The sequence below is a fragment of the Corynebacterium evansiae genome, assembly GCF_027570065.1.
In the GTDB taxonomy this organism is placed as follows: Bacteria; Actinomycetota; Actinomycetes; order Mycobacteriales; family Mycobacteriaceae; genus Corynebacterium; species Corynebacterium evansiae.
This window is the reverse complement of record NZ_JAKMUT010000002.1, coordinates 219,806-235,627: the sequence shown is the minus strand read 5'-3', so window position 1 is coordinate 235,627 and position 15,822 is coordinate 219,806. Positions and strand designations below refer to the sequence as shown.

Below are 15,822 nucleotides of genomic sequence, written 5' to 3'. Positions count from 1 at the left end.
CAGAACCAATGGGGGGAACCTAGATCTTGCGCAGGACCGCGGCGACCTTGCCCAGGATCGTCGCTTCCTCGGCGGGAATGGGTTCGAACAGCGGATTGTGGGGGATCAGCCACAGGCCGTCGGAATCCTTTTGGAACTCCTTGACCGTTGCCTCCCCGTCGATCATTGCCGCCACGAAGTCGCCGAACTCGGCGACAGACTGCGAGCGGACGACAACCCAGTCACCGTTGAAAATGCCCGCGTCGTGCATCGACTCGCCCACGACCTGAAGCAGGAAGAGTTCGCCGTTGCCCACGAGCTCCTGAGGGAGGGGGAAGTGGGCTTCGACGTTCTGCTCCGCGAGAATCGGGGCGCCGGCAGCGATCTGGCCGACGACCGGAACGTAAGTTGCCTCCGGCATGATCTCGCCGTCGGCGGCCGGCTCCGGAGCCGAAGCGTTGGCCTTGGGCTTGCTGGTGTTGTTCTTCGTGCCCTCGTTGCCCAGCTGGCCACCGTCGAATGCCCGCACGTCGACGGCGCGGGGGCGCTTGCCATCACGGCGAAGGTAGCCGCGCTTCTCGAGTTGGGTGAGGTGGTAGGAGACCGAAGATGTGGAGTGCAGCCCCACTGCGTCCGCAATCTCGCGGATGCTCGGTGGATAGCCACGGATGACCGTCGAATCCTTAATGACCTCCAGAATGCGGCGCTGGCGGGTGCTCAAGGCAGGCTTCTGGCCATCCTTCTGGGCCTGCTTCTCCGCACGCTTGTCGGCTTCCGACTTCGGCGGGCGGCCAAGCCGCGGGCGCGGTGTGGGGCTATCGGTGGAATCGTCGGTGCTCACGGGATCTACCTCGCTCGGTATTCGGTGTGGATTCGGTACTCGGCAGTAGCTGTTCGCTTCAGCTGTCTCAATCGACTTTACCCGATAAAAGGAGAATTTCTAGTGTGTGTGTTCGAAAAAGTTTAGATTCCGCTAGACACGTTCGAACGGGCGTGCTAAATTTCTGAGTGTAACCGGAATTAGAACACGTGATCTAGTGTTCTATTAATTATCCACAACATGTCTGGCGCAGATGGTTCACTGTGAATCGCAGCGAAGCAAGTCTTGTGCACCGCCTCGAAGGTGGCGCCGATGCGCTGCTGATATGCCGCCAATACACCAAGGAGTAAGTAGATGACCACCTCGATCGTACGCCCTGCAACGTCTCGCCAGTCTGCGACCTTCCGTTCTTCTGCCACGCGCGCCCGGGTGACGCGCCACGATCGGGTAGCCCCGCTGCGCCAGCCGCGGGTGCTTAAGCCGGATTGGGATCAGGTGAGTGAGGGGCGCAAATCGAACACCTACGGCTACTCTACGGCGCCGGTAGCCCGTTCGATATCCAGGGAGAGGGCTGCGCGGATTTCGGGCGCTAACGAAAGGGTGTTCGAAGTACAGCCGAACCGTATCGAGGCGATTCGGGCGCGTGTGGATCGCGTGGTTCACTCTCCGGGTGCGACCATGGTGTCCTTGGGGGCAATGTCCGCACTAGTTGGCCTCGCGCCCATGCTGATCCCTTAAGGAGGATCCATCTAGGTGGCGAACAAATCTGTCGCGTCTGTAGCTTCTGTATCTTCTGTCCCGTTGAGGTGAAGGACTAAGCTGGGTGGCGTGTTGTGCCCCTCTTGCAGTTCTGAATCCTCCCGCGTAGTCGACTCGCGCTCTATCGAAATGGGCGTATCCATTCGCCGCCGCCGTGAGTGCAGCGAGTGTCAGACGCGTTTCACGACCATCGAAAGATCCGTCCTGTTGGTGGTCAAGCGAAACGGGGTGACCGAGGAGTTCAGCAGGGAAAAGGTCATCAAGGGCGTTCGGCGGGCATGCCAAGGGCGAGACGTCTCTGATGACGCTTTGAAGCGCCTTGCACACGAGGTGGAGCAGGCAGTGCGCGTGGCACATGGGTCACAAGTCCCCGCTAACCAGATCGGCTTGGCGATCCTCGACCCGTTGCGCACCCTAGACGAGGTTGCATATCTGCGCTTTGCCTCGGTGTATAAGTCCTTCAACTGCGCCGAAGACTTCGAGCAGGAGATCGAATCCCTGCGGGCGCACCGCCACGCCCTAGCTGAGCCTCAACTGGAACCCACCGACGAAGAAAACTAGCGGCGAGGATAACCTAGCGAATCTTCTCCAGCTTCTTCCGGATTCGCTGCAGGGAAACCGAATGAGCCGTGCCGAGGTTCTGGGCGAAGAGGCTGACCCGGAGCTCCTCGATCATCCAGCGCACCTCCTTAATCTGCGGCGAGGCAGCCCGCGCAGTAGGTAGGCGCTTCTTGGTCTTTTCTAATAACTCGAAGGCCTCCTGGACCTCATCGTCCAGATCCTCCTCCTTGTCCGGATCCGTCTTCATCAGCTCCAGGCGTGCACGCATCGCCTCCACATAACGCGGAACATGGCGCATGTGCTCAATGCCATTACGAGCGATAGCGTGCTTGCCCAAGAAGAAGTCGAGTTGTGCGCGCATATCGTCGATAGCCTCGCCCGACCAGCCCTTAAGCTCCGCTGACATATCGGCTACCGCCAGCACCGCAGGAGCCAGGGCAACGACATACTGCCGCACCCGGCCCGGCCCCTGGGATCGTGCAGTCCCAACGACCTCCTCGCACTTCTCCGGATCGCGGATCACCGGCCCCAGCTTCATCAGCATGTCCCGGCACGCGAGAGCCACGACGTCGTTCACCAGGCCGTCCACGCCACCGGGAGTATTCTCCATAGCCACCCGCTGGCGCAGCGGCAGCCCCTTGATCATCTGCTTCGGCGACACCGTGCAGGCCGCAACCATCATGTTCAGCACCGTCGTAAACTGCTGGCCGTCCGCCGCCTGCTTGGTGGGGAAGGCCTTCAAGGTCACCCGGTCCTTGGCTGCCCCCTCTGCGCCGCGCTTAGAGATGACGATCGCAGGGTAGGTGTTGAGGGTCTGACCATCCACCACCGTTTCCACCGTTTCCGGTAGTACGCCGATGCCATCCACGGTCCACTCATCTGCAGTGGCCAGCACACCGGTGGACGTTCCGGCCTGCTTCTTCGACCCCTTCCGGCGCGACGGCGTATGCTGCGCCACATCGCTCGGGGCAGCGGTCTTGGAACGCGCGGCGGCCTGCGCAATCGCGGACGTGACCTGCCCGGCCAGCTTGTTCTGCAGGTACTGCAGGTCGCGCGACTTCTCGATCACGTTTCCTCGGCGGTCGATGGCGGCGAACTGCATGCGCAAGTGCCCGGGAACTCGCGACCAGTCGAAGTCCTGTGCGGAGATCCCCTGGCCGCCGAGCTCGCGCAGCGCCTCGGCCAGCGCAAACCCAAACTCCCCGTCAAAGGGAACCATCCGACGCAGAGCAGCAGCGGCGAAGTTGCTGGCGGGCACCACACTCGTGCGCAAAGGCTTGGGCAGGGAACGGATAAGGGCGATCGCCAGCTCCTCCCGCATACCGGCCACCAACCAGCGAGTTTCCGGTTCGGAGACGTTCGCCAGCAGGGGTATCGGCACGCGCATCGTCATGCCGTCGTCCGGGTCGCCAGGCATAAAGACATAGCTGAGCTCGAACTCCAGGCTGCCCTGCCGCCACACGTCGGGGAACTCATCGGCAGCCTTCGCGGCTTCCTCCGAGTCGATCAGCGCGTCGAGCGTGAAATCAAGCTGGTGCGGGTCTTTATGGCGAGCCTTCTTCCACCAGGAATCAAAGTGCCGGGAGGAAACGATTTTTTCTGGCAAGCGGGCGTCATAAAAATCAAAGAGCGCTTGATCGTCGACGACGATGTCGCGGCGGCGAGCCTTGTCCTCCAATTCGGTCGCCTCGGAGAGAAGCTTCTGGTTGTGGGCGAAGAAATGGTGGCGGGTTCTCCAATCGCCCTCCACAAGCGCGTGCCGAATGAACAACTCGCGCGCCAATGCCCGGTCCACCTTCGACGCATTGACCATCCGGTCGGCGACGATCGGCAACCCCAAAAGCAGCACCTTTTCGTGCACCATTGCCGCCCCGCGGGAGGACGACCACACCGGCTCGGAATAGTTGTACTTCACCATGTGCGGGGCGATTGCCTCGATCCAGCTCGGGTCGATGGGCCCTACGGTGCGGGCGAACACCTGCGAGGTTTCCACCAGCTCAGCGGCCATAAGCCACTGCGGGGGCTTCTTGGACACGTGCGAGGAAGGGTGCACCACAAAGTGCGAGCCGCGGGTGCCGGTGAACTGCTTGGAGTTGCCTTCGCGCATTCCCACGTGTGTCAAAAGGCCGGTAAGGATGGACTTGTGAACCAGATCCTCGTCGATCGCCTCCGGCTCGAAAACGAGCTCCCTCACGTGGCGAATATTCGGAATCTTCCAGCTTAGATCCTGCACGACGGAAAGCATCTGGCGCACCAGATCCATCCACTCGCGGACGCGCACATAGTGGATGAACTCCCGCTGGCACAGCTTGCGGAACTTGTTCGCGGACAGCTCCTGGCGCTGTTCCTGCAGGTAGTTCCAGAGCTTCAGCAGGCTCACAAAGTCGGAGTTCGCCTTGAAACGCGCGTGCATTTCGTCAGCCTGTTGCTGCTTTTCCAGGGGCCGCTCGCGCACGTCCTGGATGGACAGGGCGGATACGATGACCGCGATGGGCTCGATGATGTTGTTCGCATGCCCGGCCGCCAGCATGCGCGCGAGCCGCGGATCGGTGGGGATGCGCGCCATGTCGCGGCCGATGGGGGTAAGCGCTGCGTCCTTTGTTGACGCCAACGCTCCGAGCTCCTGCAGTAGAGCTACACCGTCACGGATGGACTTGTTGTCGGGTGCCTGCAGGAACGGGAAGCGTTCAATATCGCCTAGGCCAAGGGCGGCCATGGACAGGATCACGCTGGACAGGTGGGTGCGCAGGATCTCCGGGTCGGTGAACTCGGGGCGCGCCTCGAAGTCCTCTTCGGAGTACAGGCGGATGGCGATGCCGTCGGCGATGCGGCCCGAGCGGCCGGAGCGCTGCTTGGCGCTGGCCTGGCTGATGGGCTCCACCGGCAGGCGCTGAACCTTGGTGCGGTTGGAGTAGCGGGAGATGCGGGCATAGCCAGTGTCCACGACGTAGTGGATGCCAGGAACCGTCAGCGAGGTTTCCGCGATGTTGGTGGCCAGCACGATGCGGCGGCGTGGCCCGGTGCGGAACACACGATGCTGCTCGGCGTTCGAAAGGCGGCCGAACAGCGGTAACACGTCTACTTTGCGTGCCCCGCCGGCGCCGGCGAACTCACCTTCCAGTGCCTCGGCGGCATCGCGGATCTCGCGTTCGCCGGAGAAGAAGCACAGGATGTCGCCCTCGCCGGCGCGCATCAGTTCCTTACACGCAGCGACGAGTCCGTCCAGGGGGTCGGTCTCCACCTCGATGACCTCGCCGGTTTTCGGGTTCTCCCGTTCCGTCACGAGCGGGCGATAGCGAATCTCCACCGGGTAGGTACGCCCCGAGACCTCGATGATGGGGGCGGGGGAACCGGAAGCGTCCGCAAAGTGCTCCGCGAAGCTCTCGGGGTCGATCGTCGCGGAGGTGATGATGACCTTCAAGTCCGGCCGCTTCGGCAGCAGCTGCTTCAGGTAGCCCAGGAGGAAGTCGATGTTGAGGCTGCGCTCGTGGGCCTCGTCGACGATGATCGTGTCGTAGTCCCGCAAGAGGCGGTCGCGCTGGATCTCGTTGAGCAGCACACCGTCGGTCATGAGCTTTACGGCGGTGTGCTTCGAGATCGTATCGTCAAAGCGGATCTTGTAGCCGACCAGGGAAGTATCGTCGCTGATCTGTTGGTCAAGTTCCTCCGCGATGCGCTCGGCCACGCTGCGGGCCGCGATGCGGCGCGGCTGGGTGTGACCAATGACCTTGGTGCGTCCGCGGCCGAGTTCCAGGCACATCTTGGGAATCTGGGTGGTCTTACCCGAGCCGGTTTCACCGGCGATGATGACCACCTGGTTGTCCTCGATGGCCTTTTTGATGTCTTCTCGCCGCTCGGAGACCGGCAGGTCGGGGTAGGTAATCGGCGGAATGGTGCGGATGAATTGCGGGCGGCGGCGCTTGTTTGAGCGTCGCCGGGAGCGCCTGCGCCCCTGCGGCTTGCCCTGGGCGCGGCCTTCGTTGGTGGGGGAGGCCGACCCGTGCGCGTCCGTCATGTGTGAATCACCCGTCTCGCTTGCCAGAATTTCCCCGTGTTTACGGGGCTGAACAGGCCGATTCTAGCAATGAGCCTCCAGAGGAGGAACCTGCACCCCTGAACAGTTTTTACCCCCAAACAAGATTAGAGGACCATAAATGTTTGCTTAATATACACAAACTATCCCGCAGCCCCATGGATTCGGTCTAGTCTTTCGCTAGTCAAAACAATCTAACTTTTTAAGTAGTTTTGAGAAACGAGAGACCTCATGTGTGAACACGGCCAGAACGCCACCCCGAACGATCTGCAGAACCCGCTGAAGTCCCAGCTCAGCCGCCGCAACTTCTTCCGTGGAATGGCTGCGGTATCCGGCACCGTACTCTGGGCCTCCGCCGGTGCGCCCGGAGCAAGCGCGCAGGAAGCTAGTGGCGGCAGTGGAGGAGGCTTCCACGTCGGCCGCGGTCTGGCGGACATGACCGGCGAGCCCTGGGGCGCCGGCATGTTCGGCTACGCCGTGGACGAGCAGAAGACCGTCGGTATTCAGCGCCGCCAGTACGCCCGCGCGTTTATTTTTGTTGACGCCAACCGCGACAACTCCCGTTTCGTCCACGTCACCTGCGACGTTGGGCTGATGTTCCAGTCCATCCACCTGGAGGTGCTCCGCCGCCTCAAGGAGAAGTTCGGGGACCTGTACGACCAGACCAACGTCGTGCTTACGGCCACCCACACTCACGTGGCTCCAGGCGGCACGTCTCAGCACCTGATGGTCGACATCACCCACGGTGGCTTCCGTCCGAAGACCTTCGAGGCTACGGTGGCGGGCATTGTTACCGCCATTGAACGAGCGCACGCGGACATCCAGCCTTCAGACGTCACGGTTGCTGAGACGACGGTCGCTGATGCGGGCGTCAATAGGTCAAAGACCTCGTGGGACCGCAACCCCGAAGAGGACAAGAAGGCGCTACCCAACGGGGTGGACACCCGCAGTGTGACCCTCCATGTTTCGCGCGGTGGCAAGCAGGTCGGCTTGATCAACTGGTACTCGCTGCACCCGACGAGCTTCGGCGCGGAGTACAAGCACATCGCAGGCGACAACAAGGGGTACGCCGCCTGGGCGACCGAGGAAGCTCACGGAGTGGTGCACCGCCACCCCGAAGATGCGCCGTTTGTCGCTGCTTTCGCCAACATGACGCCCGGTGACATCACGCCGAATATGGGATTGACGCCCAACTCCGGGCCGGGAGCAGACGAGCGCGAATCTGCGCAGATCCTCGGCGAGCGGATGATGGCGGCGACCAATGACCTAGGCAAGGACTGGTCAGCAGGTGGTATCGACGGGCGCATGCGATGGGTGAACTGCCCGCAGCTGGTAGCCAGCCCGCGCTTTACCCCGGACAAGAAGGAGCACAAGCTGGGGCCGGCGATTCTGGGGGCGGCTTTTGCTGCGTCCTCGCAGGAAGACGGCGGCGGTGTGCCCATCCTGGGCTTCAATGAGGGCGAGCGCGGTGGTAATCCGTGGGTGCGCGACCTCAACAACTTCCTTTCGCCCCAGGAGATCAAGGATATCCACGGCCCGAAGGAGGGCCTGCTGCCGATGGGCTACATCGACGGCATGATCCAGCAGGTTCACCCGTTCACGATCCACCGCCTGGGCTCGTTTGTGCTGGTGAGCCTCGGCTTCGAGCCAACGGTCACCAGCGGCTTGCGCATGAAGCGCACCGTGGCAGCGGCGCTGGGCGTGCCTGAGAACACCATCGTGGTACAGGGGTACACCAACGCCTACGGCCACTACATCACCACGCCCGAAGAGTACGAGGCGCAGAACTACGAGGGCGGTGCGACGATTTTCGGCCAGTATCAGCTGCCCGCGTTCCAGGACGTGCTCGACGAGATGGCCCGCGCCCTCAAGGAGGGCAAGCCCGTGGAGGTCGGGCAGCCCGCGGGTGATCTGACGGGGCTGATCCCGAATGTGCCGGGCAGCGACAACTGGATGGATGCGCCGCCGCCGGGCAAGAAGTTCGGCGAGGTGCTGGAAGCGCCCAGGGAGGTGAAGGCCGGCTCGCAGGCGCGGGTGGTATTTGTAGGCGCGAACCCGAACAACGACATGCGCCACGGCGAGGGCTACGTGACGATCGAGGACGCCAGCGGGAAGGTGGTCGCGGACGACTCTAGCGAGAACACTCTAATCACCTTCGAGAATTCTTTCGGGCAGACACGCACCACCGTCGAGTGGGGCACACGCGATGTGCAGCCCGGCAAATACACCGTGCGCCTCAAGGGCGATTGGAAGGCCTTCCTGGGCAAGCTTTCGCCCTTCGAGGGGACCGCTGAACTACAGGTGAGCTAGATATAGGGCAAAGGTACTTATTTTTCCGGTTGTAATTATACTTTTCTAATAATTGCTGTAGAGTTGAGGACGTGGTTCAAAGAGAGTATCGACCAACAGTTGCCCAACTACGTACCTTCGTGACCATCGCCGAACACGGTCACTTCGGCACCGCCGCCTCGCACCTGGGGATCTCCCAGCCGTCGCTGTCTCAAGCGCTGGCAGCGCTGGAGGCGGGGCTTGGCGTGCAGCTGATCGAACGATCCACTCGCAAGGTCATCGTCACCCCGGTGGGGCGGGGACTGCTGCCATTCGCGCAGGCGACGCTGGAGAGCTTGGAGACCTTCGTCACCCACGCCCGCGGCGCCCACGGCGGCCTGGTCGGCTCGCTGGCCATCGGCATGATCCCCACCGTCGCGCCGTACATCCTGCCCGACGTGCTGCACACGGTTAACGACGTTGCCCCGAAGCTGGAGCCGCGCATCGTGGAGGAAAAGTCCCCGCTGCTGGTCGACGCACTACGCCAGGGCAAGATCGACGTTGCCATTCTCGGCATGCCGGGCGAAGGCGGCGGACTGAACACCGTTGACCTGTACACCGAAGAGTTCGTGCTGGTTCTGCCTGAGGGCCACCCTCTGGCCGGTCGTAAGGACCTGGCGGTCGACGAGTTGAAGAACATCGAGCTGTTGCTGCTGGACGACGGGCACTGCCTGCGCGACCAGATCCTGGAGCTGTGTCGCACCGTGGACATGGCCAACGACCCGCGCCATTCCGTGACCCGCGCCGCAAGCCTGTCCACGGTAATCCAGCTGGTAGCTGCCGGTTTGGGTGCGACCCTGGTGCCGCTGTCCGCGGTGGCCGTGGAGTGCCAGCGCCCGGGAATTTCCCTGGCGACGTTCGCCGGCGGTGCCGTGCGCGCCGGCCGTACGATCGGCATGGCCTACCGCTCCAGCTCCACGCGCATCGACGACTATGCGGCGCTGGGGGAGATCGTGGCGCAGTCCTTCAACCACGTGGCGAAGGATAGCCGCCGCGTGCTGGAGACCTACCTCTAAGCCAGTGGTTAGCCCGGGGTTAAACCTGCGGGCTATCCCTGCACGATCGTGAGCTCCGACAGGCGGATCTCACCGGCCTCGTCCGTCGCGGCGAGGTCCACCACACCTTCCAGCGCCCAGCCGTGGTCGCCTTCCGGATCGTCGATGATCTGACGGACGAACCAGCTTCCGGCCTCGGAGCCGGTGCCTCGCTTGATGAGGATGTTCTTATTTGACCGCGCGGCGGCGTCCACACCAACATCCGCATACTCGTCGAAGTAGTCGTCCATCGCGGCGGGCCAGTCCGGCGGCGAGTCCAGGTATTCGTCCATCTCCGCAAGCTCGCGCTCTTTTTCGAAGGCGAAGAGCTCCACGTGGCGGAAGAAGTAGTTGCGTACCATGCGGGTCAGAGCCTGCGGGTTGGCGGACAGCAGGTTCGTATCCTCCACCCCATAGGCGTGCTCGGCGACCTGATCCTCGGTCAGCGGGGCATCCGGGTCGGCCATCTGCACCCACTCGTCGATGAGGGAGGAATCGACCTGGCGGATCAGTTCGCCCAGCCACACGAGGATGTCGTCAAACTCCTCGGAGCGGTAGCTCTCCGGCACCGAGTGCTCCAGCGTGCGGTAAGCGTCCGTCAGGTAGCGCAGCACCACGCCCTCGGAGCGGCCGAGCCCGTAGGTGGACACGAAGTCGGAGAAGGTCATGGCCTTTTCCACCATGTCACGCACGATGGATTTCGGGCTGATCTGGAAGTCCCGGGCCCACGGGTTTCCCTCGCAGAAGGTGTCGTATGCCTGGTCTAGCTCGTCGGCCAGCGGCATGGGCCAGGTGATGTCTTCGACGATGGCCATGCGTTCGGTGTAATCGACGCCCTCTGCCTTTAGCGCCGCGATCTCCTCACCCCGCTCCGCTTTCTGCTGGGCTATAAGCACTTGTCGGGGATCCTCTAGCACGGCCTCAAACGTCGAGATGACGTCCAGGGCGAAGGTTTCGGACTCCGGATCCAGCAGCTCCAGGGCGGCCAAAGCGAAGGGGGAGAGCGGCTGGTTCAGCGCGAAGTCGCGGCTTAAGTCCGCGGTCAGGCGTGCATCCTTGCCGCTGGGCGTATCGGCCGCATACTCCTCGACAACGTCGGCGTTGATAAGCCCGCGATACAGCTCGATCGTTCGCAGGATGGCCTTGTTCTGCTTCGATCGCGTGTCGTGGTTGGTGCGCAACAGGTGCTTGAGCGACTCAAAGGTCCACTGGTCGCGGGCGACCACGTTCAGCAGCATCGAGTTGCTCATGCGGAATTGGCTGGTCAGCTCCTCCGGCTCCGCGTGGGTGAGCCGCTCGTAGGTCGACTCGCTCCAGGTCGCCTGGCCTTCCGGCGCCGAACGCTTGCGCAGCTTCTTGATTCTCTTCGGGTCGCTTCCCGCGCGCTGACGGAGGCGGAAGTTTTCGATCTCGTGTTCCGGGGCTTGGACCACGACGGTGCCTTCCGTGTCGTAGCCCGCTCGGCCCGCACGTCCAGCGATCTGGTGGAACTCCCGGGACTTCAGCACGCGGTGCTTCACCCCGTCGTACTTCGTAAGCCCCGTCATCAGTACGGTGCGGATCGGCACGTTGATGCCCACGCCCAGGGTGTCGGTGCCGCAGATGATCTTCAGCAAGCCCTTCTGGGATAGCCGCTCGACCAAGCGACGATACTTCGGCAACAGACCCGCGTGGTGCACGCCGATGCCCTTACGCAGCAGGCGGGAAAGGGTCTTGCCGAAGGCGGAGGTGAAGCGGAAGTCGCCGATCTCCTCGGCGATGGCGGCCTTTGCCTCGTCGTTCACCAGCTTCATGCTGGTCAAGGCCTGGGCACGCTCGATGGCTTCGCGCTGGGTGAAGTGGACTATGTAGATCGGCGACTTGCCGTCGCTGATCAGCTCTTCCACCGTCTCGTGGACGGGGGTGTAGACGTAGTGAAAGTCCAGCGGCACGGGCCGGGTGGTGCCCGTCACCAGGGTGGTCTGCCGGCCCGTGCGCTCAGTGAGGTCATCCTCCAGCCACTTCGTATCGCCCAGGGTGGCGCTCATCAAAAGAAACTGCGCATTGGGGAGTTCCAGCAGCGGAACCTGCCAGGCCCAGCCGCGATCCGGCTCGGAGTAGTAGTGAAACTCGTCCATCACTACCTGGTCGATCTTCGCCTTCGCACCATCGCGCAGGGCAATGTTGGCAACGATTTCGGCGGTGGCGCAGATGATCGGTGCCCCACCATTCACTGTGGCGTCACCAGTCATCATCCCGACATTCTCCGGGCCGAAGGTTTGGCAAAGGTCGAAGAACTTCTCGCTCACCAGGGCCTTGATCGGCGCGGTGTAGAAGCTGCGCTGCTTGCGTGCCATGGCGATAAAGTGCGCGGCGATGGCGACCATGGACTTGCCCGAGCCGGTGGGGGTGGCCAGAATGACGTTGTCTTGGGCGACCAGCGCGGTGGCCGCCTCCTCTTGGGCGGGGTAGAGGCTAATGCCGCGGTCGCGCGTCCAGCCGAGGAAGGATTCCAGAATTGCGTCGTCGATTAGCGACTCTGGAACCTCGTCCAGGTCCGGAAGTAGTTCTGCTAGTTCGGCGGCAATACCCACTGTTTTCTAGTTATCCTCTTGCTCGTCGGAGTCAGCGCGGTTCTCGTCGGACATGTTCTGCAGGAACGCCTCGAACTCCGCGCCCAGCTCTTCGCCGGTTGGGATGTCCTGGCCCGGCTTCAGCAGGTTGTTCTCTCGCTTGCGACGCATGCGTTCCATCTCTGCGTCGTATTGGTGCTCGAGGGCGCTGACGACCGTGGCGATCTCCTGGGAGTCCTCCACCTGGTCCTGCAGCTGGTGCTGCACCCGCTCCAGTTCCTTCTCCAGCGCCTTCAGCGGCAGGTCGCGGTCCGCGACTTCCCCGAAGGCCTGCAGTAGGCGCAGCGTCGCCTCCGGGTAGTCCGAGGTCGCAATGTAGTGCGGTACGTGGGCGGTCAGCCCGATCGTCTCGAATCCGTGGCGGTTCAGCTTCTTCTCCGTCTCCAGCGCGGCCGCGCCCGGGACGATCATCCGGGAGTCCCAGGTGTGGAAGTCCTGGATCAGCGAGGAATCCGAAGCGTGCGCGGAGATCACCAGCGGCCTGGTGTGCGGCACCGTCATCGGCGCTGAGTATAGGGAGGCAACCATGCCTACTTGGCCACGCCGGGCCAGGTCCACCACGGCATCGCTAAACGCGCCCCACTTCAGATCCGGCTCGAGTCCACTGAGCAGCAGGAATGGGCGACCCTGCGTGTCCTTCACAAGGTGCAGGTCCAGGCGCACATCGTCGCTATCCACAACCTTGGAGTTATCGATGGTCACACCGGGCCGGCGGGAGCGGTAATCGATCAGCTCGTCTACCTTGAACGAGGCCACTGGGCTGTGTTCCAGGGCGGCTAGCAGGTGGGAGCTGGCGCTGGAAACGGCCTGTCCCGCGTCGGCATAGCCCTGCAGCGCGACCAGCATCGGTAGCTCTTCGGCGCCGTCCTCAGCGCCGCCAAGCCCCGCGGTAGCGTCCGCAATGGAGGGGCGGTCGAACTGGATCGGAGCCGGGTATTCCATCTCGTACATCCGACCCGCGGCCTTGCGCTCGTGGCGACCATTCATAGTTTCGCTCTCCCTTCCGGCGGAACCCTTGTCCAACCAAGCACTGTCTGCCAAGCCTATCAGGCAGTTCGGACAACCTAGCCCGAGACGGCGCGTATTTCGAACAGCTAGAAAGCTGTATTCACAGTTTTGAGTTATCCACAGGTCCCTGGGGCAACGCCTAGTCCAGCGGCCTCCGCGGCCGCGTCAAAAATTTTTCTCGGCGAGTATCTGCGGTATGAGCAACTCACCAGAACACAACGATCAGAACGCACAATCTATTCCCGCGCCCGCCACCTCCGCTACGCCAGCTCCCTCGGTTCACCTCGGGGCCGACAAAGGAAAGCTCATTGCGGCCATTCCGTCGCTGTTGGGCTTCCCGCCCGTCGATTCGATGGTCATCATCGGCCTCGTCGCCTCCACCGAACCCACCGAACCGATCAACACCGGCACTACCGGCCCCGCCCCGCTGCCAGAGAACCACCGCCGTTTCCGCATCGGCCCCGTCCTACGCTGCGACCTTATCCCCGCAGCCGTGACCGAAGCGGCTCGCGGTCTCATCAATATTCTTTGTGACGCCCCAGCGGCAGAGGCCATCATCCTCACCATCGGCGACATGGATGACCGCCTGCGTGCCTGTGTAGCCTCCGCCATCAAGCAGCTCCAGGACGGATGTGTGGAAGTTCAGTCGGCATTGGAGGTGTCGCGAATTGCGACGGGGGAGGCATGGACTGACGTGTTGGACGGCGAGACGGGCACTGTCGCCAGCGTGGAAACCAACGAGCTGGCGGACATCAGCGCACTCAGTGGTGCGCGCCGCATGGGCGACAGAGAGGAAATGGAACGCTGGCTAGATCCCGCGAACATCGCAGCACCGGATTGGATGTTGCAGGATCGCGGGGAAGCCACGACGGTCGACCTGATCCAGGTACTAGTCGGGGTGGCTGCCGTGGCGGAAGGCCAGCGAGTGCTGGAGGAGGAGTGCGAAGACGAGTACCTGATCGATAGCCTCGCCGCGATCTGCTGCGACGAATTTCTGCACACGGTAGTTATCGCATGGTCGCTCGGTGTAAACAGCGCCATCCTGCGGGAGATGTTGGCAAGTACCGCGCGGCGGACGACGGGATCGGTGCGACGACGGGTGATGTTGATTCTGGCACTGGTGGCGTCGGCTAACGACGAAGGAGTGCTGGCCTACCACACGCTTACGCGCCTGCTGGAGGAGCTCGAGGCGGACCTCTACACCGAGGATGCGTGCGCGAAGCTGGATCTGTTGGAGCACGCCGACGATCCGGCTGCGCTGGCTGCCGACCCCGAAGCAGCGCTGGAAGACATTTTGCGTGGCGTGGAGGATGCCGATGAGTCCGATATGCAGCCACAGCTCAGTGCCTTGGATGAGTTCACCGCGGACATCGCGATCGCGGCGCTGGACGCGCACCAGAGGGGCAAGATCAAGCTGCTGCTGTCCAAGGCCGTGCGCGCGGCATGTACGGTCATGGCGAATGTGCAGATGGATCTGGACGCGGCGGAGGATCCAGATGATCCGCGCAGCCAAGGCGATACGGACGATTCTGGCGAGTCGGAAGGAGCCGGGTGGGTTCCGGAGCGCAGCTACATCACAGTCCGGGAGTACGCCGGGCTTGATCTCGCCTGGGAATACGAGCGCCTACTGCAGACTGTGGACTGGGACGCGGTTAACGCTGTGCGGAATGCAACCTATCACCCAGTTGTCCGCTAAACGCCCAGGCATCCGAAATGATCGTATGCAGGTCGGAGCGGGTCGGGTTCCAACCGAGCTCGGCCTTCGCCTTGGCGGAGGAGGCGATGAGGGTGGCGGGGTCGCCTGCACGGCGCGGGGATTCCACGGCCGGAATCGGGTGGCCAGTTACCTCGCGGCAGGTGTCGATCACCTGGCGTACGCTAAAACCATCACCGGAGCCGAGATTGAAGATGCGGTGCTGGCCGGCAGCGTTAGAGGCCGCGGCTAGCAGGTGTGCGTCCGCCAAATCCCGAATGTGAATGTAATCGCGCACCGCAGTCCCGTCAGCGGTGGGGTAGTCGGTGCCGAAGATGGAGATGTGCTCCCGGTGGCCGAGGGCTACCTGCAGCACCAGCGGAATCAGGTGCGTCTCTACCTTGTGGTTTTCCCCAATGTCGCCGTACGCGCCGGCGACGTTGAAGTAGCGCAGGGAAGTCGCGGCCAGCCCGTAAGCGTTGGCATAGGAGGTGATCATGTGGTCGATCGCCAGCTTGGATGCGCCATAGGGGTTGGTGGGGGCGGTGGGCATATCCTCTGTAATCGGAACCTGCTCGGGTTCCCCGTAGGTAGCGGCGGTGGAGGAGAACACGAGGTTCTGCACTCCGTGCTCGCGCATCTGATCCAGCAGGTACAAGCTGGTTCCCACGTTGTGGTGCCAGTAGATGTCCGGCTTTTCCACCGACTCGCCGACCAAAGAGCGGGCGGCGAAGTGCATCACGGCGGCAACGTCACCGGCTGCGAAGACGTCGGAAATGACGTCGCGGATGTCACCCTGAACAAAGGTAGCGCCCTCTGGCACGGCGTAGTCGTTGCCGGTGGACAGGTCGTCGACGACCGTCACGCGGAAGCCGTGTTCCAGCAGCACGCTGGCACACACGCTGCCGACATATCCGGCACCGCCGGTGACGACAATGTGGGAGGAAGGGGATAGGGCAGAAGAGGAAAGATCGATGCTACTCACATGCCCCACG

Annotated in this window: 10 protein-coding genes; 5 read left to right on the top strand and 5 right to left on the bottom strand. The window is 62.8% G+C overall.

Annotated features, from left to right (window positions below; all coding sequences use genetic code 11):
• Positions 1-19: 19 nt before the first annotated feature.
• Positions 20-820 (bottom strand): transcriptional repressor LexA, encoded by an 801-nt coding sequence (lexA, locus tag L8V00_RS03050; RefSeq protein WP_035003725.1) that lies wholly within the window; start codon positions 818-820, stop codon positions 20-22.
• A gap of 333 nt (positions 821-1,153) precedes the next feature.
• On the opposite strand from lexA, the gene L8V00_RS03045 reads away from it, so the two are divergent.
• Both L8V00_RS03045 and nrdR read left to right on the top strand, forming a co-directional pair.
• A complete protein-coding gene (locus tag L8V00_RS03045; RefSeq protein ID WP_035003728.1) occupies positions 1,154-1,537 on the top strand; it encodes a hypothetical protein in 384 nt (127 codons plus the stop codon).
• A gap of 90 nt (positions 1,538-1,627) precedes the next feature.
• Positions 1,628-2,119, top strand: a complete 492-nt coding sequence (gene nrdR, locus L8V00_RS03040) for a transcriptional regulator NrdR (RefSeq protein WP_035003731.1) — start codon at positions 1,628-1,630, stop codon at positions 2,117-2,119.
• Between the two features lie 13 nt (positions 2,120-2,132).
• Here nrdR and hrpA read toward each other — a convergent pair whose 3' ends face one another.
• Positions 2,133-6,134, bottom strand: a complete 4,002-nt coding sequence (gene hrpA / locus L8V00_RS03035) for an ATP-dependent RNA helicase HrpA (protein WP_269944179.1) — start codon at positions 6,132-6,134, stop codon at positions 2,133-2,135.
• A gap of 249 nt (positions 6,135-6,383) precedes the next feature.
• Here hrpA and L8V00_RS03030 point away from each other — a divergent pair, with 249 nt between their 5' ends.
• Together L8V00_RS03030 and L8V00_RS03025 are read left to right on the top strand one after the other, a co-directional pair.
• Entirely contained in the window at positions 6,384-8,462 is a 2,079-nt protein-coding gene (locus L8V00_RS03030; protein ID WP_269944178.1) for a neutral/alkaline non-lysosomal ceramidase N-terminal domain-containing protein, read from the top strand.
• A 71-nt stretch (positions 8,463-8,533) separates the two neighbouring features.
• Positions 8,534-9,496 carry a hydrogen peroxide-inducible genes activator gene (locus L8V00_RS03025; RefSeq protein ID WP_035003739.1) on the top strand — a complete coding sequence of 321 codons (963 nt, stop codon included), beginning with the start codon at positions 8,534-8,536 and terminating at the stop codon, positions 9,494-9,496.
• Positions 9,497-9,528: 32 nt separating this feature from the next.
• Here L8V00_RS03025 and L8V00_RS03020 read toward each other — a convergent pair whose 3' ends face one another.
• Both L8V00_RS03020 and L8V00_RS03015 read right to left on the bottom strand, forming a co-directional pair.
• Positions 9,529-12,087 carry a DEAD/DEAH box helicase gene (locus tag L8V00_RS03020; protein ID WP_269944177.1) on the bottom strand — a complete coding sequence of 853 codons (2,559 nt, stop codon included), beginning with the start codon at positions 12,085-12,087 and terminating at the stop codon, positions 9,529-9,531.
• A gap of 6 nt (positions 12,088-12,093) precedes the next feature.
• Positions 12,094-13,113, bottom strand: coding sequence for a PAC2 family protein (locus tag L8V00_RS03015; RefSeq protein WP_269944176.1), 1,020 nt, complete (start codon positions 13,111-13,113; stop codon positions 12,094-12,096).
• Between the two features lie 217 nt (positions 13,114-13,330).
• On the opposite strand from L8V00_RS03015, the gene L8V00_RS03010 reads away from it, so the two are divergent.
• Positions 13,331-14,830, top strand: coding sequence for a DUF4192 domain-containing protein (locus L8V00_RS03010; protein WP_269944175.1), 1,500 nt, complete (start codon positions 13,331-13,333; stop codon positions 14,828-14,830).
• Here L8V00_RS03010 and galE read toward each other — a convergent pair.
• Positions 14,787-15,821, bottom strand: a complete 1,035-nt coding sequence (gene galE / locus L8V00_RS03005) for a UDP-glucose 4-epimerase GalE (protein WP_192816638.1) — start codon at positions 15,819-15,821, stop codon at positions 14,787-14,789. The genes L8V00_RS03010 and galE overlap by 44 nt on opposite strands.
• Between the last annotated feature and the right edge of the window lies 1 nt (position 15,822).

Bases quoted from the DNA above. Each gene is read 5' to 3' on its own strand.
- L8V00_RS03045 (WP_035003728.1), top strand. From the start codon at position 1,154: ATGACCACCTCGATCGTACGCCCTGCAACGTCTCGCCAGTCTGCGACC.
- hrpA (WP_269944179.1), bottom strand. From the start codon at position 6,134: ATGACGGACGCGCACGGGTCGGCCTCCCCCACCAACGAAGGCCGCGCC.
- L8V00_RS03030 (WP_269944178.1), top strand. From the start codon at position 6,384: ATGTGTGAACACGGCCAGAACGCCACCCCGAACGATCTGCAGAACCCG.
- L8V00_RS03015 (WP_269944176.1), bottom strand. From the start codon at position 13,113: ATGAATGGTCGCCACGAGCGCAAGGCCGCGGGTCGGATGTACGAGATG.
- L8V00_RS03010 (WP_269944175.1), top strand. From the start codon at position 13,331: ATGAGCAACTCACCAGAACACAACGATCAGAACGCACAATCTATTCCC.